Origin of the sequence: Limosilactobacillus mucosae (assembly GCF_046939755.1) — a bacterium.
In the GTDB taxonomy this organism is placed as follows: domain Bacteria; phylum Bacillota; class Bacilli; order Lactobacillales; family Lactobacillaceae; genus Limosilactobacillus; species Limosilactobacillus mucosae_A.
The window spans coordinates 30,729-55,484 of the sequence record NZ_JBKZAY010000014.1 but is presented as its reverse complement, the minus strand read 5'-3'; the positions used below and the strand labels follow the sequence as shown (position 1 = coordinate 55,484).

At 43.3% G+C, this 24,756-nt stretch carries 25 protein-coding genes; 12 read left to right on the top strand and 13 right to left on the bottom strand.

From position 1 onward, the window contains the following. The first annotated feature begins 154 nt into the window (after window positions 1-154). The 3 genes from ACLUWI_RS06175 to ACLUWI_RS06165 all read left to right on the top strand — a co-directional run bounded on the left by ACLUWI_RS06175 (window position 155) and on the right by ACLUWI_RS06165 (window position 4,067). Window positions 155-1,156 (top strand): SIR2 family protein, encoded by a 1,002-nt coding sequence (locus ACLUWI_RS06175; RefSeq protein ID WP_412138250.1) that lies wholly within the window; start codon window positions 155-157, stop codon window positions 1,154-1,156. 3 nt (window positions 1,157-1,159) lie between these two features. Further along, a complete protein-coding gene (locus ACLUWI_RS06170; RefSeq protein ID WP_412138249.1) occupies window positions 1,160-2,995 on the top strand; it encodes an ATP-binding protein in 1,836 nt (611 codons plus the stop codon). A 244-nt stretch (window positions 2,996-3,239) separates the two neighbouring features. Further along, window positions 3,240-4,067: a histidine phosphatase family protein gene (locus ACLUWI_RS06165; RefSeq protein ID WP_412138248.1), complete on the top strand. Its 828-nt coding sequence runs from the start codon at window positions 3,240-3,242 to the stop codon at window positions 4,065-4,067. A 358-nt stretch (window positions 4,068-4,425) separates the two neighbouring features. Here ACLUWI_RS06165 and ACLUWI_RS06160 read toward each other — a convergent pair whose 3' ends face one another. Further along, window positions 4,426-5,034: an Lreu_0056 family protein gene (locus ACLUWI_RS06160; protein ID WP_412138247.1), complete on the bottom strand. Its 609-nt coding sequence runs from the start codon at window positions 5,032-5,034 to the stop codon at window positions 4,426-4,428. 11 nt (window positions 5,035-5,045) lie between these two features. Beyond that, window positions 5,046-5,930 (bottom strand): hypothetical protein, encoded by an 885-nt coding sequence (locus ACLUWI_RS06155; RefSeq protein WP_412138246.1) that lies wholly within the window; start codon window positions 5,928-5,930, stop codon window positions 5,046-5,048. Between the two features lie 275 nt (window positions 5,931-6,205). Between ACLUWI_RS06155 and ACLUWI_RS06150 the strand changes: the two genes are divergently transcribed. Then, entirely contained in the window at window positions 6,206-7,069 is an 864-nt protein-coding gene (locus ACLUWI_RS06150; protein ID WP_412146587.1) for a hypothetical protein, read from the top strand. A gap of 270 nt (window positions 7,070-7,339) precedes the next feature. On the opposite strand, the gene ACLUWI_RS06145 is transcribed toward ACLUWI_RS06150, so the two are convergent. Both ACLUWI_RS06145 and ACLUWI_RS06140 read right to left on the bottom strand, forming a co-directional pair. Next, window positions 7,340-8,284 carry a GH25 family lysozyme gene (locus ACLUWI_RS06145; RefSeq protein WP_412145085.1) on the bottom strand — a complete coding sequence of 315 codons (945 nt, stop codon included), beginning with the start codon at window positions 8,282-8,284 and terminating at the stop codon, window positions 7,340-7,342. A gap of 228 nt (window positions 8,285-8,512) precedes the next feature. Next, window positions 8,513-8,668: a hypothetical protein gene (locus ACLUWI_RS06140; protein WP_155519163.1), complete on the bottom strand. Its 156-nt coding sequence runs from the start codon at window positions 8,666-8,668 to the stop codon at window positions 8,513-8,515. Window positions 8,669-9,080: 412 nt separating this feature from the next. Here ACLUWI_RS06140 and ACLUWI_RS06135 point away from each other — a divergent pair, with 412 nt between their 5' ends. Then, a complete protein-coding gene (locus tag ACLUWI_RS06135) occupies window positions 9,081-10,829 on the top strand; it encodes an AAA family ATPase (protein WP_412146586.1) in 1,749 nt (582 codons plus the stop codon). A gap of 357 nt (window positions 10,830-11,186) precedes the next feature. On the opposite strand, the gene ACLUWI_RS06130 is transcribed toward ACLUWI_RS06135, so the two are convergent. Then, entirely contained in the window at window positions 11,187-11,351 is a 165-nt protein-coding gene (locus ACLUWI_RS06130; protein WP_006499105.1) for a hypothetical protein, read from the bottom strand. A 428-nt stretch (window positions 11,352-11,779) separates the two neighbouring features. On the opposite strand from ACLUWI_RS06130, the gene ACLUWI_RS06125 reads away from it, so the two are divergent. The 4 genes from ACLUWI_RS06125 to ACLUWI_RS06110 all read left to right on the top strand — a co-directional run bounded on the left by ACLUWI_RS06125 (window position 11,780) and on the right by ACLUWI_RS06110 (window position 15,867). After that, on the top strand, window positions 11,780-12,454 hold the full coding sequence (locus ACLUWI_RS06125; RefSeq protein ID WP_412138328.1) for an MmcQ/YjbR family DNA-binding protein: 675 nt from the start codon (window positions 11,780-11,782) through the stop codon (window positions 12,452-12,454). A gap of 4 nt (window positions 12,455-12,458) precedes the next feature. Continuing rightward, window positions 12,459-13,052, top strand: a complete 594-nt coding sequence (locus ACLUWI_RS06120; RefSeq protein ID WP_056968150.1) for a site-specific integrase — start codon at window positions 12,459-12,461, stop codon at window positions 13,050-13,052. A gap of 112 nt (window positions 13,053-13,164) precedes the next feature. Next, window positions 13,165-15,378, top strand: coding sequence for a hypothetical protein (locus tag ACLUWI_RS06115; protein WP_412138119.1), 2,214 nt, complete (start codon window positions 13,165-13,167; stop codon window positions 15,376-15,378). Window positions 15,379-15,552: 174 nt separating this feature from the next. Continuing rightward, a complete protein-coding gene (locus ACLUWI_RS06110) occupies window positions 15,553-15,867 on the top strand; it encodes a type II toxin-antitoxin system Phd/YefM family antitoxin (protein WP_320840959.1) in 315 nt (104 codons plus the stop codon). Window positions 15,868-16,179: 312 nt separating this feature from the next. On the opposite strand, the gene ACLUWI_RS06105 is transcribed toward ACLUWI_RS06110, so the two are convergent. From ACLUWI_RS06105 to ACLUWI_RS06075, 7 genes are all read right to left on the bottom strand, one after another. Continuing rightward, complete coding sequence (locus ACLUWI_RS06105) at window positions 16,180-16,611, bottom strand: hypothetical protein (protein ID WP_056968160.1); 432 nt, start codon at window positions 16,609-16,611, stop codon at window positions 16,180-16,182. A gap of 21 nt (window positions 16,612-16,632) precedes the next feature. Then, complete coding sequence (locus ACLUWI_RS06100) at window positions 16,633-17,448, bottom strand: DUF5067 domain-containing protein (RefSeq protein WP_412146585.1); 816 nt, start codon at window positions 17,446-17,448, stop codon at window positions 16,633-16,635. Window positions 17,449-18,098: 650 nt separating this feature from the next. Continuing rightward, window positions 18,099-18,386 carry a PTS sugar transporter subunit IIB gene (locus tag ACLUWI_RS06095; protein ID WP_033934801.1) on the bottom strand — a complete coding sequence of 96 codons (288 nt, stop codon included), beginning with the start codon at window positions 18,384-18,386 and terminating at the stop codon, window positions 18,099-18,101. 31 nt (window positions 18,387-18,417) lie between these two features. Then, the gene (locus ACLUWI_RS06090; RefSeq protein ID WP_412138120.1) at window positions 18,418-19,779 is read right to left on the bottom strand and encodes a PTS galactitol transporter subunit IIC; all 1,362 of its coding nucleotides are present in this window, start codon (window positions 19,777-19,779) and stop codon (window positions 18,418-18,420) included. Window positions 19,780-19,799: 20 nt separating this feature from the next. Next, a complete protein-coding gene (locus tag ACLUWI_RS06085; RefSeq protein ID WP_033934799.1) occupies window positions 19,800-20,255 on the bottom strand; it encodes a PTS sugar transporter subunit IIA in 456 nt (151 codons plus the stop codon). A gap of 10 nt (window positions 20,256-20,265) precedes the next feature. Beyond that, a complete protein-coding gene (locus tag ACLUWI_RS06080) occupies window positions 20,266-20,676 on the bottom strand; it encodes a PTS sugar transporter subunit IIA (RefSeq protein ID WP_412138121.1) in 411 nt (136 codons plus the stop codon). Continuing rightward, entirely contained in the window at window positions 20,663-22,144 is a 1,482-nt protein-coding gene (locus ACLUWI_RS06075) for a BglG family transcription antiterminator (protein ID WP_412146584.1), read from the bottom strand. The genes ACLUWI_RS06080 and ACLUWI_RS06075 overlap by 14 nt, the downstream gene beginning before the upstream one ends. A gap of 200 nt (window positions 22,145-22,344) precedes the next feature. Here ACLUWI_RS06075 and ACLUWI_RS06070 point away from each other — a divergent pair, with 200 nt between their 5' ends. From ACLUWI_RS06070 to ACLUWI_RS06060, 3 genes are read left to right on the top strand one after another with little or no spacing between them, the layout of a single operon-like run. After that, window positions 22,345-23,637: a Y-family DNA polymerase gene (locus ACLUWI_RS06070; protein WP_412146583.1), complete on the top strand. Its 1,293-nt coding sequence runs from the start codon at window positions 22,345-22,347 to the stop codon at window positions 23,635-23,637. Further along, window positions 23,618-23,935 carry a hypothetical protein gene (locus ACLUWI_RS06065; protein WP_412138124.1) on the top strand — a complete coding sequence of 106 codons (318 nt, stop codon included), beginning with the start codon at window positions 23,618-23,620 and terminating at the stop codon, window positions 23,933-23,935. The genes ACLUWI_RS06070 and ACLUWI_RS06065 overlap by 20 nt, the downstream gene beginning before the upstream one ends. Continuing rightward, complete coding sequence (locus ACLUWI_RS06060; RefSeq protein ID WP_155519138.1) at window positions 23,932-24,105, top strand: hypothetical protein; 174 nt, start codon at window positions 23,932-23,934, stop codon at window positions 24,103-24,105. The genes ACLUWI_RS06065 and ACLUWI_RS06060 overlap by 4 nt, the downstream gene beginning before the upstream one ends. A 240-nt stretch (window positions 24,106-24,345) precedes the next feature. Here the strand turns inward: ACLUWI_RS06060 and ACLUWI_RS06055 are convergent, their stop codons facing one another. Next, window positions 24,346-24,645, bottom strand: a complete 300-nt coding sequence (locus ACLUWI_RS06055; RefSeq protein ID WP_155519139.1) for a hypothetical protein — start codon at window positions 24,643-24,645, stop codon at window positions 24,346-24,348. Window positions 24,646-24,756: the final 111 nt, after the last annotated feature.

Genomic DNA, 24,756 nt, shown 5'->3' with positions numbered 1-24,756 from the left:
GTTAATCAATGTTTATTTGAGAGCTAATTATGCGGTGCTTCTTTGATTTGTTTGTTAATGCAAGATTATGTATAGACCAATGGTAAAGAGTGATATCATTAAAAGTTAGTTATTATTCTAGGTTTAAGGTATACCGGAGAGAGGTAAATATATCATGAAAACTACAGTAGAATTCACAGGAGAATTCACAGAGCACACTAGAAATAAAGATGATAAGGTATTGGAACGAAAAGAGGTTTTGCGAAAGCTTGCCATGTCCAAACAACTTAATTTTTTAATAGGTTCAGGTGCATCCTTCCCAGCAATTCCTTTAATGTCAAAGGTGGAGGGAAAAGATAAAAATGAAAAGAACCAGAAATTATTGAATAAAATAAGAGAGGTAAGCAAGTCAATAATTTCCGCTGATGAAGAAGCTAAAGAGAATGATGAAGAAACTAAAAAGAATTTAAGTGTCTTAAAAAGTTATGAAAACTTTATATTGGCAGTATCTGATGTATTAAATAATGCTAATTCTAGGCAGACACCAAGAGAAGCTACTATTTTTACAACGAATTATGATCTTTTCATAGAGAAGGCATTAGATAGCGTGTTAGAAAATACTTCTCTGGTATTTAATGATGGCGCAAGAGGTTATTTTAATCGTTATTTAGATGGATCAAACTATAACAAGGCGGTTTCATACAGAGGATTAAATAATAATTACATTGATGAATTACCTTCGCTGTCCCTCATTAAGCCACATGGATCAGTCAATTGGAAACGAGTCCCTAATGATAAGATCATTATTAAAAACGAGGTTGTTGATGATCCTGTTGTTGTTCCGCCAACAGGATATGAAGATGAAGAAACTTTTTTAAACAATCATTTCCATGATATGTTGCGAATATTTCAATTAGAATTAGATAAGCCACAATCAGTTCTATTTGTTATCGGTTTTTCATTTCAAGATAAGCATATTGGAAAAATGATTAGCAGGGCTTTGAAAAATCGTGAACTGGTAATAGAGTGCTTTTGTCATGATAATAATGCTAAGGAAGATATTTCAAAAAATTTAGGGATGAAGCCAGGTAATCTTAAATTAATTACGCCAAAAGAATTAGGTGAGGAAGAATTAACGTTAGATAGTTTAACAAAGGTTTTAAAAGGAGATAACTAGGGCATGAATCCATTAGGTGTAATTGTTGGGGTAGATGGTGATATAGCACAAGTAGGCATGTACAATATGTCAAATGAAACTGAATACCTATGGGATGGTAAATTACTGGCAGGTCCAAAGGTAGGAGCATTTTTGACAGTTAAACAGAATGATATAAAAATTATTGCAATAGTTACCTCTGAAAAAATAATAGATCAGCAAAATACTGTTAAGAGTGCACAATTTGATAATCGTTATTCGCCTAATTCAATTAATCGAATCGTTTGTCTAAAAACTCAAGGTGTAATTGATAATGGTAAATTTCAACTTACTAGTGAGCATGTTCCTATGATCGGTAACGAGGTAATGTTGACATCACCAGAAGATCTAAATTCAATTTACGATGTAGAAGATGAAGAACCAACTATAAGTATTGGAAAGTCCGTAAGGGAAAAACAGACTGTTAAATTACCAATAAATAAGTTTTTTGCATCGCATATTGGCATATTTGGAAATACAGGTAGTGGAAAGTCGAATACATTACACAAACTATATTTAGAGTTATTCAAATCGCAATATAGAAGTAGTATTTTTGAAAAATCGAAGTTTTTTGTGATTGATTTTAATGGAGAGTATACACAGGCAGAACAGTTTGGTGTTAGAGATCAGTATAAGAAAATTTTTAATATTAATACTCGTAGTAATGAATCAGATAAATTACCAATAACAAAGAGTTATTTATTTAATCCTGATATATTGGCCATATTATTCGATGCGCGACCTGCAACACAGATTCCATTTCTTAGAGATACTATTAAAAAATATAGGAAGATATATAATAGTTATAATAGGGAAATATTTGCAAAATTCGAAGTAGGTTTATTAAAAAGTATATTAAAAATTGGCAATTCGAAACAAACTTTATTTTCAGAATGGCTAAACATTTGTAGTAGTTTAGGTATGTGTTCAAACTCGCTCAAAACTTTGAAAGCAGCTGCAAATTATAAAGATTTTGGTAATCCTCAGCTTAAAATAAATAATGAGTATTTTTTTATAAATGGAGAATTTACCGAAGAGGGTAAACAATTGTTAAGAAAAATTGTTAAGGAATTACAAGATACAATTGATGGACTTTCTGAGATAAATAAACTAAAAGTGTTTTTTGAATTTCAAAAGGTATATATATCACTATATGAGTCAGGAAAGAGTGAATATATAAATCCACTATTTAAAAGAATAGAAGTTATTCTAGATGGTTTAGATCCTATACTTAATTTAGTAGATATTGATACATTGAAAAAAGAGTTTACATGTTTGAATATAATTAATTTAGTAAATGCTAATCAAGAAATTAAAAGACTAGTACCAATGATGCTATCAAAGATGATTTATGATAGACAAAAAGAAGAAGTTTCCCAAAATAGCAAAATTATGAAAACCTGTCATCTAATAATTGATGAAGCTCATAATATTTTAAGTTCAGAATTTCGCCGTAACGGTGACAGTTGGCAGGATTTTAGGCTATCTGTATTTGAAGAGATTATAAAAGAGGGTCGAAAATTTGGCTTTTTTCTCACACTTGCAAGCCAAAGACCTGCGGATATATCACCGACTATTATTTCACAGCTTCATAATTTTTTTGTTCACCGTCTTGTTAATGAAAATGATCTTCGTATGCTTGAAAATACAATGCCTACTCTTGACAAAAATTCATACAATGAAATTTCAAGCTTGGGTCAAGGAGAAGCTATTATTACCGGAAATGCAATGCGAGTACCTGTAATTGTTAAAGTAAGGAAGGAAAAGTATAATCGGCCAAAGAGCGATGACATTGTTCTGACTGACTTATGGGGAAATTAAGTTTAAGGGGTAATTAGTGTCTAAATCATCTTGAGATTCTTACAAACCCAAAGAAAGTTTATTCTTCAACTCGTCCCAATAAGCAGTGTTGATGAAATTTGATTTACTCTTTTTCCAAATAACGTTGCTTAAATGAAAAAATATGCAATGTGCCAATACTTCAATGAATTCCAACGTTTGAATGCGCTTGCAAAGATAACTATAATAGTCAGTGCTCAAAAAATATTGGAAAAGAGGAAGTATTGTGAAGATTAAAAAAGCAACGGCTATGTGCGCGGTGTTGTCTGGAATCATGTTCGGGGGAGCAGTGACAGTATCGACTCCCGCGTCGGCATCGTCTAAGGATCAGGTAACCATCTATCTGACTCGTCACGGTGAAACGACTGGTAACGTCATGCAACGAGTACAGGGGTCGAGCGACTTTCCACTGACTAAGAACGGGATCGAGGTTGCCAATGATCTTGGGTACGGCTTGAAGGGCATTAAGTTCAAGCATGCCTACACGGGTAATCTGACGCGGCAAGAGGTTACGGCACAGCATGTCTTGAAGTACTCCAACAACAAGGGAACCAAGATCACGACCACGCCTAAGCTGCGAGAAGGCGGTTATGGCAGTTTCGAAGGCGACAGCATTGCTGCGGACAACCAAAAGATCGCCAACGTATACGGCTACCAAGACGGCAAGGAGTTCCAACAGGCCACGGGGAAGAACTATTGGAATAAGCTGCAGGATGCCTACTACAAGCTTGATTCGGAAAACTCGCAGAGCACCAATCTGGCCAAGAGCGATCGTGCCGAAAGCGCCAATCAGGTTCAAAAGCGCATGAGCTCGGAGCTTCTGCATATTGCCAAGACGACGCAAAAGCAAGGCGGTGGCAACGTGCTGGTGGTCAGCTCGGGGATGTCGATCAACGAATATCTCTCAACGATGACCAACAAGTATGAAGGCAAGCCAATGCAGAATGCGGCCGTAACCAAGCTTGTCTACAAGAATGGCAAGTTCAAGGTACAAGGTCCAATTGGCACTCTTCATTATGTCAACAAGGGTCAAAAGATTGCTGCCGACAAATAGCATCCCCATTTGATCAGATACCCAGGCTCGGCTTTACTCCGCGCTCTGGTCTCCCCTCCGGCGGGCCGCATGTGCCATGCTTACCGTCGCCTCGGGAGAGCCCTATCGCTGCTCCGTGCCGCCGAGCCTGGTGACGAGGCCTGCATACTCATCTGGTGGTTTTGAATAACATCAGCAATTCCTTTTTGGAGATAATCTTTCTGTGGATCTTAAGTAGTCAAAAGCGGCTTGGGATTCAATAAATAGAATAGGCAGCATATGCAAGGTAAAAGCCGCAATCCTCACTGGGTCACGGCTTTTTGCGTACACAAAAAACGCGCCATGTAAGCTGACGCGCTGATTAAATTCTGCTGTATTCTTAGTTTTGGTTCTTTAACTCAGCTTCACTCTTTAACTGCGACGCGTATTTCGCGATCTCTGCCTTTTGTGATGACGTTTGGTAGTAATTCTCAATCAGCTCATCTATAGGAATGGTGTTTTTTACATAATGCCCATTAGCCATAACGCCATCTTCGCCAGTCTGGAATGTTGTATAGATAACGTTGTTGCCATCACGTTTGAAGAATACATCGCTTGCTGCGTCGCCATTTCCAGTGATTTCTAGATAGCCATTGAATTCAGGCGAAGTACTGGAGTCAAGCGGCGTGTTGATGAAGTAGACACCGTGTCCTGCCGTACCATCAATCAGTGAGGTAAACCATTCTTGATTATACTGAAGCCCCACCATAACGGCTAAGGTACGATCATCAATCTTTTCCGTTTGTGAGCTTGAAGTGCTTGACGCGGAGCTGCTGGACGAAGAACTGCTGCTTGTAGAGGAAACGGTTTTAGTCGCTTTCTGATGTGAAGTGCTGCTGGTTGACGTAGAGCTGGACTTAGCGGTTGAAGAGCTGCTTTGTTGGCCACAAGCGACTAATCCGAAGCCGGCTAAAGCGATCATCGTTGCAGTGATGATTTTCTTGTTCATTGGTTCTCCTCCTAGTTTCCGTAAACCTTGGCAGCGTTAGCCAGTTGATTTACCTGGTCAGTGGCCTTCTGGGATGAGACAAAGCTGTTGATGTCCTTTTGACTGGCAGTGCCAATCTCACCCGAATCAGTTGGCGTCGTCTTGTAGAAGTGAATCGTACCGTCTGAATCTACAGAATAGGCAATGTATGAATCCAATTCGCCAGGTGCTAAATGGTAGAGCGTGTTTCCTTTATCATCAGTAACCTTGCTGACAGCCAGCCGAGAATTCTTAACCGCAAAATCATAACAGTTTTTGAATTCTTCATTGTTCAGTTTGTTCGCGCCATAGTAGAGGATAGATGATGCTTGTTGCGTAAGGTTTTGATCCTGAGTACTGGAAGAAGATGAGGAGCTGCTGTTGTGGCCAAGTGCTTGGTCAATCTTGGCTTTGTCAGTTCCAAACTGATTTGCCAGTTCTTCTTTCGTGTAGGTCTTGTGCGCGTTTTGAGTTCCCATATGTCCAAGACTTGAGTCGTACGCATCGTAGGTAACAGTGACTGAATCTTTGTTGACCGTCATGGTAGTAGTGTGAGCGCCGAAATCGATGGCGTAGGTGTTGCCAGATTGTTTCCAGTTCATGTTTTGAATGGAATTGTTAAGCAAATTGTCAATTCCCTGACCATCTTGTTTCAAGAAGCCCATCATAGCGTACTCTTCATCCGTGAACTTTTGTGTTTGGGATGCAGAGCTTGAAGAAGAGGCAACGGATTGCTTCTTTGATGTACTGGTCTTAGCAACGGCCTTGCTGCTTGAATGACTGCTGCTTTGCTTAGACGATGATGACGATTGACTTCCACACGCGGTCAGCAAGAAGCAGGACATTAACGCGGATGTGATAACGATAGATTTCTTCATTGATACTCCCCCAAGAGTGGTGATTTTGTTTATATAGTATAAGGATAACCCAATTCAAATATTATAGTGTGCACCATCAGTAAAAAAGATAGTTTAAGTTGGAAACATCAGTATGCTGTCTAGTTGAACCGGTATAAATTTACTTTCACTTCACTCCCACAATAACCATCCACCTACCAGGTCAATCTGCCGGAATCCCTTTAAATCAGTGTTTTATAAACATTATAATATAGTATAATTAGTTCATTAGGCATCAAAATTAGGGAGAGATACATATGCCAATGGTAGATTTTGAATTCAAGCGTGATGGCAATACGCTGAAGGCTTATGACAAAGCAACCGGCGAACTGGTCGATTCAGGCGAGTACGTTGAGATTACCAGTCACAAGCAAAAACGGCGCTTTGTCGCGTTTGAGAAGTACTCATATAAGAAATTTGAACTGGAGGAAAAACTCTGGGTTGGCGCTGACTTTCTCAAGCGCAACCTGATGAGCTCGGTCCGTTATTTTAACGCGCCGGTGCTGGGCTGCCGGACCTATTTCAATAAGGAGGACGTTGATCAATGGCTGGCCGACAACTTTCTGCCATACCGACGAACGATCACGCTTTGTCTCATCGATTTGACGTCTGAAGAGCAGGAGTGGGTCAAGGAATTTGCCAACCGTTGCAACGAACGAGCAAATCAGCTCAACTTGAAACGCAACCCAGGCGATGAGAAGCAGTTCATCAAAGATATGCGCAGGGAATGGGTTGACTATATCGGGCATGAGCAGGCCAACCGCCGTATGACCATGTTTCAGCCGGTAGAAACACCGGATCGTACGGCTATCTATCCACCAGTTCAGATTCAGGATGATCAGCACCGTTTTCGACTGGATCACGCGGGAGACGTTAAGCCGTTGCCAAAGGGTAACATGTCAGAAATTACGATGACGCGTCGGGCGTACATGATCAGCGGATGCACGGTCGAGTGGAAGTTCGGCAAGGGATTACGGCCTAAGACACTATTTGAGGTCGAGAAGCTGCCGGACGACGCGGTCTGGCGTCTGTTCTCACGGAAAGTGCGTAGCATCGTCTCGCAAAGCTATTTCACGACCGGCTATGATCTATATCTGAAAAATGGCGGCCAACGCAGATAACAGATAAGGAAGAATCGTCCAAGCAAGGGCGTTTTTTAAAATAGAATTTTATAGTTATAATATAGTGCAACCTGTTTAAAAACGCAAAAGAAAGCGCTATAATATTAATGAAGGGTTAGCCCATCCCTTCAAAATTTCATCTCAAGAAATTTTTCACCCAATTCACATTGATTTTGTTTCGCTAGATAGATGATTAACAATCTCATTCCGCTTAGTTGATTATCCAGAATCGCCTCACTGACTGCCAGTGGGGCGTTTTTTGTTGCGATATTAGGCGAATGTCCCAAATGCCTGATTGGTCCGCGCGTCGCGACAGGTGACATATCCGTATTGATGGTTGGCGCGTGGCTGTCTGAGCCAGACGAAGCCGCCGTGCCGTGACCAGGCATCGTAGCTTACGATAACGCCCGCCGGCAGCATGGCGATGATTGCCGAATCAGTTCGCGCTCCCCAGCGAAGGTGTAGCGGCATGCCCAGCAGAAAGCTGCCTTTCTCCTTATGCCACGTATCACCCAGCTCATCAACCCATGAATCGGGAACGGGAATCTCAATCTTTGGCGTTGGCGCCTGCTCAACCTTGATCGCGAGCTGACCATCCGCGTAGCCAATCTTAGGGTCAGTGTAGTATCCATGGAAGTCATAGGACATGTCGATACCGATACCAGATACCGAAAAGCTGTTGGTGAACTGCCAGGTACCAACGTTGGGAACGCCAGGCTGCGACTTGCCATAGTTGGCCACCCAATCATTTTTGGCGATCAGCTCCGATTGAATCAGCCGCTTTTCCCAGAACCAGGACGCCATCGAATACACGTCCACGTTTAAGTGCTGCTGATCAATTAGATACTGCAAAAACGCGTTGACGTCAGCGGTCGCGTAATGGGCAAGGGCGTCATCTTCCGCGTCCACCGCCAAGACGCTTTCTTTGCCTAATCCTAGTGCGATCGCGTTTTGATAGAACCACTTGGCCTCATTGATCGCGTCCTGCCGACCATTGAAACGCGCGTAGTGATAGCCATGCACGAGCAGTCCCGCCGCCCGCGCGTTGCCTATCTGCGCCTTGGCTTTGGGATTGATATAGGCATCCCCATCCGCCGAGCCCTGCGTAATTTTGACGATAACTGCCTTGACTCCTTGATTCTTCAATGCTTGGAAAAACGCCGGCTCATCAGGCTGGTAGCTGCTGATGTCGGCAACTAATGGAAAACTGGTCATAAAAACATTCTCCTTTTGCTGTTATATTATAAATAGACTAATATGAAAAAGCCGAACCACGATTCTTGATTAGCAATCCATGCCCGACTATAATAAAGACGTAAATAAAAGGGCCTGACGCCTGCACAGCGCCAAGCCCACGTTGTCATCATCGACAGCGCCTTACTTCAGTTGAATAGCAGAAATAAAGCACCGTCCCAGTCGCCAAACTGCGGGACGATGCCTTTTTTATTCTCTCGGCTTTTTCGGCCAGAGAAAGACCACCGCGATGACCAACGCCAGAAAGCAGACGGTTCCCAACGCGGCCAATTGCACGGTTTCCGGCAGGCCAGGCAGCGCACTGAGCACTTTTGCCAAGCCCGTGAACGGATCAAGGTCTGACATCATTCGAGCTCCTTCCCGAAAGAAGGCGGCCCAGAGCAGTCAAAACGACTTTCATCATGGCAATCGCCTCCCCTCATAATGTTTCCAGAAGAAGCAAAGCGCTGCCATCAGACAACATCTTAATTATATTGACTTCAGTGGGGGATACCAATTCTTTTGCGTGATAAGTCATTTTATTATAAATTATTGTTATAATATAGTATAATTATTAATAGTTGGACGGTTATCATGATCCTCGCCCAACTCAAACGCCTATATATCAATAGTTTGCTGTATGTTCCGACTAATCATTGTTGGCCATTCGTTCATATAATAGTAGTCACTGACGTCCGCGTTTTCCTCAGCACGGGCGTTTTTTGTCGTCTTCATATGATATATTAAAGATAACTACATATACTAAGGGGAAAATTTCATGTCAGAGATATATCCATTGGGAGAGTATAAGGATAAATATATAGAGCTGTTGGATGACTATGAGTTTGATCCAGGTGATATCGTGGCCATGGGAAATCTGATTGGGTTCCTATCTGACTACATTTACAGTCCGGTAGAATACCTATTTCTGGATGAAGAAATTAACCAGATTCTATTCAATAAACGACTGATGCTGGAGAAGCTGATTGAAGTGTTATTGGACAGCAATCATGATGACATTTCCATGCTGATCAATCTGCAGTTCGCGCAGGCTTTGTTCTTTCGAGGAGATTGGGAAACATCAGGCAATGTATATCACAGCATTTTGAAATGGGAGCTGGGGCGTGCCGAAATGGGGGATGCCGATTTTGAAGACATCGATTTTAGTGACCTGGTTCTGCGGCTGATTCATAATATCTGTACCATCTGTCATCTAAGTGGAAATGCCGATGGTGCCGATAGCATCAAACGCAGCGCGCAAGGTATCTTCAACATTAACTGGAATTTTTACCAGCGATTTATGCAAAATCATCCCGAATATGAAGAAATCACTTCAAAACAGCTGTACCTGCTTCATAATGATTCATCCTCGCTTTACTTGGTCGATGGTCCTAGCGCGTCTGACTACGGTGACATTTTGGAAGCAATGGAATTCGACTTGGAGGATAATCCAGGCAGCGTGGAGAATCTGAAACTTTCCGATGAGCCTTGTCTGCTTACTGTCAGCGATGATCAACAAAATGTTTTTGCAGGCTCTCTGGATGGCAATGGCGCTGGCTCGTTCATCTTCTGGTTAGGCAATCCAATGGCTGAACCGGCAGAATCAACCGATGATGGTACGGATAGCGTAGAGTCTTCAACGATGTCCGATGAAGAACAGACGGCTGATGATAATAGCAGTACGGAAACTGCCACTGCTGAAGAGGATGACGCTACCTTAGAAGAACTGCTGGCTCAGCTGAATGATCTGGTCGGTCTCGATTCCGTTAAGAAAGATGTCAACTCATTGATTAACCTGCTTAAGGTCCGCAAGATTCGGGAACAGCGAGGGATTAAGCAGCCTGCCATGTCGCTGCATCTGGTGTTCTATGGCAATCCAGGGACAGGTAAGACCACCGTTGCGCGTTTGTTGGCGAAAATCTACCATAAAATGGGGATTCTCTCCAAGGGTCAATTGGTTGAAGTCGATCGTTCCGGACTGGTTGGCGGTTATGTCGGACAGACGGCGATCAAGACCAAGAACGTGATTGATCAGGCACTGGGCGGGATTCTGTTTATCGATGAGGCCTACACGCTCGCATCGGGAAGCGGCAGCGACTATGGTCAAGAAGCCATTGACACGCTTTTGAAGGCCATGGAGGATCACCGTGATGACTTTATCGTGATCGTTGCCGGCTATCCAAATCAAATGGCCACCTTCCTGGCATCCAATCCCGGCTTGAAGTCACGCTTCAACAAGTACCTTGAGTTTGAAGACTATGAACCAGCTGAACTATTGGAAATGTTGGATAAGATGTGCGCGCAGTATGGAGTAGAGCTGACTGATGAAGCACGCGACTACGCTATGAATCTTTTCCAGACGACCTGTGCCGACCGACCAGACGACTTTGCCAATGGTCGCGCAGTCAGAAACTTCTTTGAGGATGCCTTAACCGCACAAGCTAATCGTCTGGCTGCCGAAAATGACTTTGATGAGGGCCTCTCGATTATTAAATCCATTGATCTGGCCAATGCCGAACTCGATTAGCTGCAATGACAGTTTTTTGGCAGAACGGCTAATTTAAAATCGCTTTAGACTAGAGTATAATCATTCTTGAGGGTATGGTTTCCCCTCACTTAAATTGTCTGCTAGCTATTATTCAATCCTTATATAACTAGCACTTACCATTCATATAGCGCCTTGCTTGGTCTGGCAAGGCGTTTTCAAATTGCAATGCCGTTTGAAATCAGCTATAATTATGGCGTAAACAAAAAGGCTAACGTGAGGGAACACGTTAGCCCGAATGTCCTTGAAAATCGACAGTGTTTCGCAAATTAATATAGGTTAATAAGCAATAACACCATCTTTACGAGTTGCAGCTCTAAGATGGTTTTTTCTTTTTGGTCAGAAATGACTGACCATGTAGCAGCCGGCTATGAGGGAAGCAATCACAATGATTACGACCGTGGCCAAGGCTGCATACTGAACGCCAATCGGCAAGCCATGCAGTTCGTGAAGAACAGCGGCAAGACCTTTTAAGTCGGCGCCATCTTGATGTCGGTTTGACACTTATGGATCCCTTTCGTAATGATGGGAAGCGTCGTGCATTTTTTCAACTCCTTCATTGGCATCGCTCCCTTCGAAAAGCGAAGCACCGCCAATGTTCTTAGACAAAAATATTATACCATAATCGAGTCAGCTACTAGTTAGCTCGATTTTTTAGTGCGTTTTTTATAATTGCTTCTCAGAAGAAACGTAATGGACAACTACCCGTCTATTTGAATTTCAGTGCGTCTGAGAGGCGATTTTTGTATTTCGGAGGTTTTGGCCGCTTGACTGCCTACGATCGCACTTCGAAGTGTTATTTCTATCAAATAACACCTCGAAAAAGGCGGTTTAAAGGCATCCGTTTTTATGCTAAAATTAAGACGTGTTATTTGTTCATATATAATAAAAATGATACTTATCGATTTTGCGAAAAAAAGTGGAGTGACAAGATGGCCAGACTGATTGACGATGTATTTAAGCATCAAAAATTCATCCCCACGCAGATGACCGAATTTGGTTTTCAGAAAACTGGGGATTCCTATACATACGAAGAGAATTTTCTCGGTGGTTCATTTCGAGCGGTCGTCACCGTGAGGAACGGCAAAGTCGATGGCCAGGTCATTGACTGCTCAACTGGGGATGAATATTACCAGATTGACGTGCCGGCAATGCAGGGCAAGTTTGTCAGTTCAGTCCGATCCGGCTATCTAGAGATCTTAGGGCAGATTGTCGATCACTGTTGCTTGTCCATGCCATTTACATCCCCACAAGCCAATCGAATTACAGACAGGATTTATGATCAGTATCGCGTCATGCCGGATTTTCCTTGGAAGTCCAAGAGCAACAAGGATAATGGCGTTTTTCGACATTTGAATTCAGGCAAGTGGTTTGGCTTGATCATGAACGTACAGCGGGGACTCGTCACTAAAAATGATGATGAACAGACCGTCGATATCATCAATCTGAAAAGCGACACGCTGCCAGTTGACGGTCAGTCCGTTTTTCCGGCTTACCATATGAATCATAAGTACTGGATTTCAGTCGTACTTGATGATCAGCTGAGCGACGATAACGTAATGAGATTGATTGATGAAAGCTTCCGTTTGACGGGAAAGCAGGGGTGATTAAATGCGACAGATCGTACTGCCAATCAAGGATGATGAGATACTCAAACAAGTCCAAGACACACTACTGAACAACTTCAAGTCTGGCCGACGCAACTACACCATCTTTCAAGTTGGCAAGGCAACGCTGCTGCGGGTAAGTGACGTTTTGCGGCTCAAGCAGTCCGATGTCTTTGACGACTATGGGGCCATCAAGCAGCACGCATTCATCAAAGACAAAAAGACCGGCAAGCAGAACACGCTCTACTTAAAGCCGGTCATGATGGATTTGGTGATGTATCAGCAATGGCTCAAGCGTAACGGCTACGAGGGGACGACCGAGTGGCTTTTCCCTTCCACGACGCGCCCGCAAAAGCATATCGATGAGCGCCAGTTCTACAACGTGATGGCCAAAGTGGGGGACCTGCTGGGAATCAACTACCTTGGCACGCATACGATGCGCAAAACGGGGGCCTACCGCGTTTATGTACAGTCCAACTACAATATTGGCTTGGTCATGAAGCTGCTGAATCATTCCAGCGAAGCCATGACCCTAGCATACCTGGGACTAGATCAGGTCAGTCGGGAGCATATGCTGGATAAGATTGATTTCGGGTAACATATGATATATAAAGTAGATTCAATGATTCAATTCATTCATTATGATCCTTAAAGACAATAGCTAATAATATAATGTCATTATCAGTTATTTAATTTTGGGGGAAATTATTATGGATGAGTTAATACTAATCGCCATTTTAATTGGTGGTTACTATGCCGGGAAAAAGATTTTCGGAAATAGCAAAGCTGCTGGATGGATTGGAGTTGGTCTTGCAATCCTTGTATTGGCGGGCCTTTTTGCAAGCAGCTTATTTTTAATTGAGGTTGTTCTTTTCATTATCTTTACTTCGCTTATCATTCGCTGGACACGTAACTATTTTGCGGTAAGTAAGGAGATTAGGGCTTGGCGACGGGCAAAATATCCTGAGACAAGCCCTTATAAGATTTCATCTGACTTAACTGAAGCAATTTATGAATCAGATGATGCCGAACCAGATATTCCTTATAACCGAGTCTCTGCTTTTAATGATAACAATGACATTCTAACTGAGAATGATGGCGTTATTCCTATTTATTACGATGCCAAACCAGCTGATAACGAAATGGCCTTTCGTGAATTTGGTATCTTGATTACGACTAAGGGTGTCCTTTACAAAAAGCAAGTAGAAGATCCTGAGACCAAGGATTCGAAGGCTAAATCATACATAGCCGAAACGACGGTACTGCCATTCTCCAATGCCTACAAAGTAACTTTTGATGAAGAGAATGATGTATTGACGGTTTACTATGCTGATCGACACACTAAACAATTAAGCGAATGTGGAAATGGTAAGCTGCTTTACAATGCATTCTCTACCGCAATCAATAATGGATGGACTCGTAACGTTGATCGCGTTCTTAAAAAGACTTGGGCTACTCAAAAAGAATCGCTTAAGGATATTGATAAGGTAATTAAAAAGGCTGAAAAAAGTGCCAAAATTCAAGAAGCCAACCGCTTAAACACCAAGTCAGCAATCCTGTCTTCAAGTCATATAAATACACTCAATCGGCAATTTAAGACGCAACAGCTTAATGCTCGTTTTGGTGCTTCTCAAGGACATGGTGTTGCTGCCGAGCAAGCAAATTGGGTTAGTGACTACTTTAAAGGATTGAATCCATCAGCCGAGGGACATACGAATGTTAAGTCAGGTGCCGATCGTATTCGTCAGATATCAGGCGAGATGATCCAAACTAAATACTATGCTTCAGCAAGAAGTGGTGTTAATAACTTCATTAAAAAAGGTTATGTTAATGGCAATGGCAAGCCAATGACGTTAGAGGTGCCAAAGGATCAATACAAGGAAGCCATTGGGATAATGCGAAAAAAGATTGAACTAAGACAAGTACCAAACGAAACGAATCCAGATAATGCATACAAGTACGTCAAAAAAGGTGTATTAACCTACCGTCAGTCTAAGGTAGCAACTCTCTCCATTTTTGATCGTGATTCAACGATTAAAATTCATGGTAAAGAAGTTCAAGTTCCGTTTGCTGAAAAGCTTGTTGTCTCAGCTGGTACTGACTTCCGGACTGGCGCAGTGGCTGCGGCACCAATGTCAGTTGTCAACTTTGTCTGGATCTATGCAAATAACCGTTGGCAAGGAGTTGATCGTACTACTGCCACCAAGAATGCAATGATTGGATTCGCTAAGCCAATGCTGATTGGTGGTCTGATGTATACTGTTGCCAGCCAGTTTGCTGGGAGCGATCTGGCAATGAAGACAGCCGCAAAGCTTGGAATGGAGAAAGTTGGTCGTGATGTTATCGCCAAGAGGACTATGGGTGCTTTAACCGTTGTCGTTGCTGTTGGACCTGATGCAGTAAACTGCCTGGTTGGTAAGATTTCCTTTCAGCAATTAGTTAAGAACACCGCTGTTACTGGCGCAGGTATGGCTGTTGGGGGTATTCTAGGATCTGCTGTTCCTGTTGTTGGAACTCTTGCCGGAAGCGTTGTTCCTGTTGTTGGAACTCTTGCCGGAAGCATGATTGGCGGTATTGCGGCTAAAAAACTGTTGGATCATTTCTCTGAGGATGATAGCGTCATTATGGCACGAATTGCAAAGCAAGAGTTTATTGAAGTCGTAATGTTTATGCCTTTGACCAAAGAAGAATTTAATGATATTGCTCAAACGGTTTTCGATCCCAAAGAAGCGCCTAAGCTGTTTAAATTGATGTTCCAAAATGGGGGACGTGATCGCGAAGGTATCGAAAAATCACGTAAGTATATCGATGAAACCCTTGAAAATCTGGTTGTTTCTAAGTTTAAGGCTCGTGAATCTTTTGACGATGAAATCATTGAAGCAGTACGTGATGAATTCGGTAATTTTGAAATGGCAGCCAATTAATATATAGCATCAAAACAGGCTCATGGGAATTCCCACGGGCCTGATGTTGTATTAAAGTTATTACATAGATGAGAACTGCACCATACGTAAATCATCCTTGGCAAAAGTGTAGGCTTAAACGCTCTCGATGCAGCGAGGATCCCAAGCCTAGTCAAAGAAAAGGCCGTGATAAATATGCTGAAAAATGATGTACCAACCAGCGACATAAGCACATTGAAAAACTCACCATCATTAGTCTTTGAACAGGCTGCCAAAACTCAAACTGGCGTATATATTTTGGATCATAATGTACCGAGCGGCGTGGTCATGTCAGTTAATGACTACGAAAAAATGGTTGATGAAAATGAGCGGATGCTTGATGAGATTACTGAATTAAAGGCTATGATTCGCCTTAGCAACGCTGCTCCAGAATTAGTCAGCGACTATCAAGTTCGAGGCGAAATAGCCTTGCAAGAGCCGGTTATTGATGAGAATGATGGCTGGGAATAACTGGCTTAGATTCACTCACTGTCATTGCGCAATAACCAATATTTGTATTGGCAAAATGTAGGCGATAAAATTCAAAAAGGCATCCCCATATCGGAGACGCCTTAACCCCCACATGCAATGGGGAAAACATATATCTTTGATCCATTCATCACATTAACATCAGGATCACACCCGCATAAAGCGGGGAAACAATCCTAGTATATAACGTCAAAGTAAGAAAGCAACCCCAGTTTTGGAGCTGCTTTCTTTTCGTTTGAACTTGGCTAATACATCCCGAATCTACTTATGACAAATCACTCGAGGAAAGCCGATTTATTTCTTCTTCTTGGACTTGTCATCGGCCTCTTTAAGATCGTCCACGAGGCCATCGCTAATTAGGTCGTGGATGAACTTGCGCGCTACTGGATCTTTAACATGAATCACCTTGGTTCTGCGTGATTTTCTGCGAAGAGAAGCCGCAGATGCCATATAAAGAATCCAACTGACAAAGCTGCCAGCTACCAAGAAAAGCTCGTTTTGAAAGACGCGCATGCCGATAAAACCAACCGCGAAAATCAGCAGCATCAGAACCAGCACGATCGTTTTTTGTCGGTTCACTCTCTCTTGTTGCTGCTTCATTAATATGAGCTGCGGATTGCCTTGGGGGATGATGGATGCGAATCTGATATTGAGCATCAGCAAAAGAGTTTCCATCAGAATTATCAGCAGCATTGCTATCCCTATGATTCTAATTACAATACTCATTGTATCGCCTCTTAAATCTGATTAATTATTATTGTATAAATCGTGTAATTGGTTCCTTACGCTTTCTTGAGTACTTTTATCTCCGTAGACTTCCGGACTGTTAACAGCCCATTCGCCTGCCTCACCTTCGCCATTGTCACCAACCAAAATATCAGTCCCATAGAAGTCTTCATGATGGAAGGAGTGACCTGCAATTACAACGGAAGATGCTGAAGAAGTGCTTGAACTATTAGCACTACTTTGAGCTGTTTGAGAGGTAGAATCGCTCGAACTAGTCTGGCTGCTGGTTGATTCTGAGCTAGTCTCAACTTGATCTTTAAAGTCACTCGGCTTAAAAGATTTTTGGCCAACCGACTTACCATGATTCATTGCTTTTACAACGACAGACTTGCTGTTATTCAACTCATAAGCGACACGACATTTCACCGTCTCGCCCCTCTTAATCGTCTCAGTTTGATTGTCCAAGATTGTCTGACTGATATCTGTTGGTAGATTTCCAATGCTCAGTTCTTTACCATCTTGATAGACTTTAAAAGCCGCCAACCAGCCATTGTTTGCATTAATCTCATGGTCCGATTTATTAGTAATCTGATAGTCAAAAACAACTTCTTGTTTGTCATATCCAAGGCTTGAAGCAGCGTTATAAAAGTGAACTCCAGTGATCTTAATTTTAGCGTTATCAACGTTTGCAGTTGTACCGTTGAAATAGTATTTACTGTGTGTTTGATGACTTGTTTCAGATGATGATGAGGTACTCGAGCTATGCGAATCATGGCCACATGCAGCAAGCGTTATCCCCGCCAAAATCGTTGCACTAATTGTAACTACTTTCTTCATTAGTTAAATCTCTCCCAATCATATGAAGCCCCCAAATATAGTACCTATAATCTCTATATACTGATTCAAAATACTAACAAATGCTTCACTTATGTTAATAAGGATAACGCAACTTAAATGGATATTTCGCATCATCAAAAGAACTGTTAGTGCAAGTTAGATACACGTTATAAAATTTCAAAAACAATGACTGATAACAGCCACACCAATCGAATTTTTTGGTACGGCTTAAAATAATCTCCTTTTTTCGATTTTTTAGTCGTAAAGAGCATAAGGGGAATCTACTACTGACACGTCAGCATCCCGTCAGTGACGGGGATTCGGGGGTAGCATCAAATTTTCTCGTCTGCGCCTATAATGACCCCTCAATGAGTACGTTTCGCTAACCAAAATAACTCCGCAATGCGTCCATCAACGATTTACGAATTCTGAACGGCACGCGGGGTATTATACATTTTGAAATTGCCATTCTTGTACAATTTCACTCTGCCATTTTTGATCATTTTCAAACCGCCAGCTGATTAATTTTTGCGACAGCAAGCGGAGATAAATTTGCTCGAGCTGCTTGGCAATTTTTGTTCAATACACTCCATCAGCAATCAAAAAACAGGCTCGTGGAATCTCCACGGGCCTGCTTTTCATAAGTTGGTCTAGTCTTCACCAAGCTTTGCAAGAATCTGATCGTAAACCTTGTCTACACCGATTCCAGTCAGCAGCGGAAGGCCATTGATAACCTTGTCGCGAACGTCTTCTGGAACAACCGTCGTGCTGACAAACACATCGTAATCATCAATATTGTTGATCTGTTCGGCAATGTTGCTCTTGTAGATCTTGACCTTGTCCAACAATCCTTTTGAATCCAGAAAGTCGCGAATCTTTCCTTCAGCAACAGTGGAGGTAGCAACACCACTACCGCAAACAACCATTAACGTCTTCATAGTAATAATCTCCTTCCAAATTTAAACAAATCTAGGCAGCAGGTTCAGTCTTCTTGGCTTGGCTCTTCTTGTGGAACTTGTTGTACCAGATCATCAATGCCAAGGTAACGACACCGATCAAGCCGATACCGCCCCAAGTCATGATCTTGCCAAGGCCAACAACGACCCAGGTAGTCCAGACACCACCGTCACTAAGAACGGAAATTGAAGTGTTGCCTTGAAGGCTGAAGTTGGCAGCTTTTGCAGAAGCCGTAACCAGTGGAGCAACCCAAGAAGCAATGTACAGGCTCAAGATGATGTCCACGATCCCACCAACCAGCGTCCGGAAAATGTCGCCGCGGAATACGGCAGCCATGATGGCAATCATGTAAGGGATGGTTGCCAAGTCACCAAATGGCAGCACGTGGTTACCTGGCAGGATTACGGCAATCAGCAGCGTAATTGGAACCAGCAGCAGTGAGGCGGACAGAACCGTTTCGTTACCTACAGCAAGCGCACTGTCCATCCCGATGTAAAGGTTCCGGCCTGGGAAGTGCTTCTGAACCAGTTCGTTGGCACCTTCAGAGATAGGAGTCAGACCTTCCATCAGCAGTGAAACCATCCGAGGCATCAAGACCAGAACAGCAGCCGTTGAAACACCAAGCTGCAGCGTCTTGGTAACAGAGTACTTAGCCAAAATACCGATTACGATACCAATCAGCAGACCCATCACGCCAGAGTCACCGAAGATTCCCATACGCTTTTGAATCGTCTTTGGTGTCAGCTTGATCTTGTTGATGCCAGGGATGCGGTCCATCAGCCAATTCAATGGCAGCGCCAATACGTATCCTGGTGCTGAGGCGCCTTGTGGGAACGAGATGCCGTCCAATCCGTATTGCTTCTGAATATATGGAGCAGACATGTCAGCAAGCAGATAAATGACCATTACGTGAACGATCATCGTAAAGATCCCAAGCGAGAAACTGTGCGAAACCGCGTAGACCAGGGAACCAGTAAAGGCAATGTGCCAGTAGTTCCAAACGTCAACGTCCAGCGTCTGCGTTAATCCCAACAGCAACAGTACAACGTTGGTGACAACCCCAACCGGAATGGCCAGACTCCCCAGAACGGTACCATAAGCAATGGCGGAAGCAGCTGGCCAGCCAATATCAATCGTGCCGAGGTGCATCCCAAAGTTTCTAACCATGGCATGCGAGGCAGGACCAAGATTCTTGGTCAACAGACTGATGACCAGGTTCAAGCCAATAAACCCGATCCCGACCATCAAGCCAGCTTTGAAGGCCTTGCTTGGCTTGATCCGTAAAATCAAAGCAAAGATAAACAGCAGTATTGGAAGCATTACGCTTGCCCCAAGGTTAACGAACCATTGGAGCCCTGATGCTATAGCACTCATATCTTTATCCCCCTTTAGCTCTATTCAATTATTCCGTTCTTCTTCATCAAAGCGAGAAAATCTTTCTTCTGATCAACGCTTTGCAAAGCATCCATGGCTTCCTGATTTTGGAAGAGCGCCATCAGCTTTTGCAGCATGCTCAATTGGTCGTCCGACTTTTTGAGCGCGAGCATGAAGATCAGCTTTACTTGAATCTCAGCATTATCGCCCATTTGATGAAAAGTCACTGGATGCTTCAGACTCATGAATCCAATCTGTGGTTCAATCACCTTATCTGGATCTGTATGGGGAATCGCAACCCCAATCGTTTGAGTCATCAGTCCGGTGGGAAAGCTTTCTTCACGCTTCAGTAAGGCATCCCTGTACTCGCTGGTTACTACTCCTTTGGCATACATACTGTCAGCCAGCCGAGTCAAGGCGCTTACGTTGTCAGAAGCATCTTGGTTAAATAAAATAACCTCTTTATCAAACAACATGCGTTTCCCTCTATTCTTCTAAAAGACTTTCAATCGTCTTCTTCTCTATGCCTCGTTCAGACAGCTGTTCTACAAAAGAATCATCTGCCATATGAACTACAAAATTACTTATCGTTTCATCGTCGCCTTTTACAATCAGAAACGTTCCGGTATCCACTGAATGATTATCGAACCATTCAACCGGTGATTCCAATTGGCTAACAATGATATAGCTATTGGCAATCGTGGGTATTACCACATGCGGCATTACCATGTTTTCGGCAATTCTCGTGCTCCCAATCTCTTCTCGATGCTTTAACGTCTGAACTACAGACACCGTGTCATTCGAGATGGCGGGGATGATGCCTGCAACGTGTTTAAGCCATTCATCACGGTTAGGCACGATCACGTTTTTGTCTAGAATCAGCTTAGTCTTCATCATTCAACAACCTGCTCAATCGATTCCTATCCTGTTCGTTAAACATCGCGCTTGAAAGGATAACCTTAGCGTCCTTTCGCGGCACGACCGGCACCGTTGAGACGATCACGTCAACATCATCGTACTTGTCGGGATTCTCAACATAGTCGGTCTTTGAAGTGACTTCTACGATGTTCAGGTCCGGAAATGCCTTATGAATCTTTACGTACAGGAGTTTTGAAGTTCCAATCCCACTCGCACACATGATCAGTACTCGTTTTGGCAGGCTGGATTCTTCAATATATTTAGCAAAGTAAAGCGTAAGGAATCCAATCTCATCATCATTGATCTTCCAAGGCAGCTGTAGTTGGTTTGCCGCCTTTTCAGAAATTGCCGCAACCTTTTTAAATAGCTGTCCATATTCCAGCTTGATGTCGGCAAGTACCTTGTTGGCAACGATGATATGATTATTCAGACGGTTGATCATGGGTCGAATATGACTGACCAGATCATTCTGAAGCGAGATAACGCGTGAAGACCCTGGATTCAATCCAAACTGCTTGATATAGAACTCAGCCAGCTCCATCGATTCAGATGAAGTCTTTTTATCGTATATGAAATTGTTGTTGTAACGCATCGAAATCAGATATTCCAATAAATAATAGCTTTCAATGGCTGGTATATCGCAGTTGAGGTAATCAGCCACGTTCTTGATCACGTCATTGCTTACTTTATAGAACTTCGGATTGTCCTGAATGATCTTCTCATACCGCTTGCTTTTGATCTGCCCGTCCTTAGAGTCAATCATCTTTCCTTGACGAATTCTCTTCATCAGAATGTAGAGGTGGGAAAAGATGTTTACGTTATAAGGATAGGGGATCGTTGTATTAAGCAGGCGCTGGATCAATTCCAGCTGCGCGGTTATGAATTGATTGTCAAATCGGCTCAGATCATGAAACTCGCTGACGAAATCGTTGATGCTCTCTTGGTTCATAGCATTGCTTTGAATCAAGACCGCGTTGATGGCCCGCCGGATGTTCCGTTCATCGCCCACTACCGAAACAAAGCTGCCATCCCGCTTTAAGCTGAGGTCATACTTTTGAAGCTGCTTGCTGATAATCGTTAAATCTTGTTGGATCAGTTCAGTACTCACAAAGAAGTCGTTGTACAACTCCAATATTCTGTTAGCCAATGGCGCGTTGAACAGCAGCTTGGTAAGAACTTGATTGCGTCGTTCCAATGGCGTGCTTTCCAGCTTATCGGTTTCTGGACTCGTCTGTCTTGTCAACTCAAGATAACGGTTATAGTTCAGTTTCAATCCCTTGCCGCGCTCAGAGACAATGATTTGTTCGCCATAGTGGTCATTGATACCATTGACGGTTCGATAAATCGTCTTTGTCGAGATGCCAATAGACTTTGCCAATTCATCGGCTGTGACAAAACGATCGCTTTTCGACAGAATCTTTATTATTTTGTCACGGTTTCCACTCATCTTCCTCCCTCCTTGTCTAAATTATATTGGTCAATGTAAGCGCTAAAAATAAATTAATGTCCATTGTTGTGGACACTCTTTTGTAAACTGTATCAAAGTATAAACGATTATCAATTAAATTACATTATCTTCTCCTCTTTACGAACACTTATTCGCATATTATAATATAATGCAAACAGAAGTTCGAGAAGGGCAACAAGATGGACAGTTCAGAAGAGCCACGCGGGATTTTCCTGGTCATTGACAACAAATCATTCTATGCCACGGTTGAGTGCACGATGCGCGGGCTGGATCCGCTCACCACGCCGCTCGTAGTCATGTCGGAAGCCGAGAATACCAATGGCGGGCTGGTGTTGGCGTCATCTCCAATGGCCAAAAAGCTTTACGGCATCTCCAACGTCAACCGCCAACGTGATCTGCCGCGCGACAACCATCTGATCGTGGTGCCGCCGCGCATGAACACGTATATCGAAAAGAATATTGAGGTTAACAACATCTATCGCGAGTTTGTAGCTGATGAGGATCTGTTGCCATATTCGATTGACGAGTCGATTCTGGACATTACCCATTCCTGGAAGCTGTTTGGGGATGATCCGATCGAAGTCGTGCAGAAGATTCAAAAGACCGTTCATGACCGCCTGAAGCTGGTTACCACGGTAGGCGTGGGTGAGAACCCGCTACAAGCCAAGATCGCGTTGGACGTCTATGCCAAGCATGATCCGCGTTTTATTGGCGAGATCACCTATGACACGGTCAAGGAGAAGATCTGGTCCATCCCTGAGATTACTGATGTCTGGGGCATTAACGAGCGCACCGCCAAACGCCTTGCCAGACTTGGGATTCATTCCATGGCTGAGTTGGCCCATGCCGATCCGTTCATTCTCAAGGAAGAGATGGGCGTGATTGGAGCGCAGCTGTACGCGTCTGCTTGGGGCATCGACCGCACCGACCTGGCCGAGGAAGTCCTGCCTAAAGACAAGAGCCTGGGCAACTCGCAGGTCTTGCCGCGTGACTATACAAGGGCGGAAGAAATCGAGGTCGTCATCCGTGAGATTGGTTCGCAGGTCGCTTCCCGGCTCCGCGCGCATGACAAGCAGGCAGGGGGCGTCTACCTTTCAATCGGCTATTCGCTGAGCACGCCAACGGAAGAAACCGGCTTTGCTCACTCGCTGAAGCTTTCCGATTCCACGGTCGACTCAAATCTCATCAACGAGCAGCTGATGTATCTGTTCTATACATACTGGGATGGGGTATCGCCGGTCCGCCGCGTCAGTGTAGCCGCAACCCGCTTAGCCGACCGTTATGGCGAGCAGCTCGATCTGTTCAAGCAGCCCAAGTACGATATGGTCAAACTGGAAGACACCGTTGACGCCATCCGCAAACGGTTCGGTAAGACGTCGATCATGCGGGCAGCCAGCTTGGAGAAGGGCGGTACATTTATTAAAAGAAGTCAGTTGGTAGGAGGTCACGCCGGTGGACAAAGCTTGGAATAAAGAAACTGAAAGCGATAAAATCTGCGAGCGAATCAAGCGAAACTTTACCAATCGCTGGCGCACCAGGTATTGGGTCTCCGTGGTCTACTATGAACCGGAGCATGGCTATAACCTGTTTTTTAACATTCAGCCTCGCAATACCTATAGCCGATCAGTCCCGATTGCTCGGTTGGCGGATTGCGAGTATTCTGAGTTGCTTGATATTATAACTAAGGTTCGCCAGACGTATCGGTTCACCTTGAACTACCTAAACTTCACTGATGACCAGGTCCGCGAAATGAGGAGGAAATTTCGATGAAAATGCATTTTTACAATGGTCAAGAAGCTGACAAGGTGGCCACGCAGTTTTTCAAGTACTACTATCATGATCGCGGCAAGATGAAGTGGAGCGGCTTCCTGCTTTCAGAACATACTGCCGCATTAAATAAGGAAATCGATAAGGAGCACAATGATAACCCTCAAAAATAGGGAAACGCGTTAAAGTTCCGCTATAATAACGTCTGTGCTACATATCTATATTAATTTACGGTCCATGTCATTTCGATGTGGGCCGTTTTTTGTGCTGAACGAAATCATTTTACATTGGCTTGATAACTGGAAGCATTGACGAACCGAGCAAAGTCAAGCTACCAAAAAAGCCCTAGCGTATAGTACGTTAGGGTTTTTGGTTTCATGATAGCATTGAACTATTCACGACAAGCTATGTAATCAAATTTCGTCATCTGATTCATCGTCATCATCTGAAAACTCAATATGAATACTACTAAGGATTGGTATTGCGTTTACCATATGATTGAGGACAAAGCGGACAATCCAGAAATGCAAGAAATTAATACTGATTCCGATTAATAATGGCCACGTGTTTCCGTACTTATTTGCAACAATGATACTTAGCCAGAAAATTAGCAGCATGGTCAAAATCAACGTAGTAGCAATCGGCTTATATTTTTCACGTATATCAGCTGCCATGTTATACGTAGCTTGGTTAATCGAATACAGTTCGCTCATCAGCCGCTCTTGAACAAACATACGTTTAGCTGGAATTATGATTAAAGCTAGTTCACCAAGCAGTAAAGAGATTTTCAATAAACTCGGTATAAATGACACTTCCCATTTTTT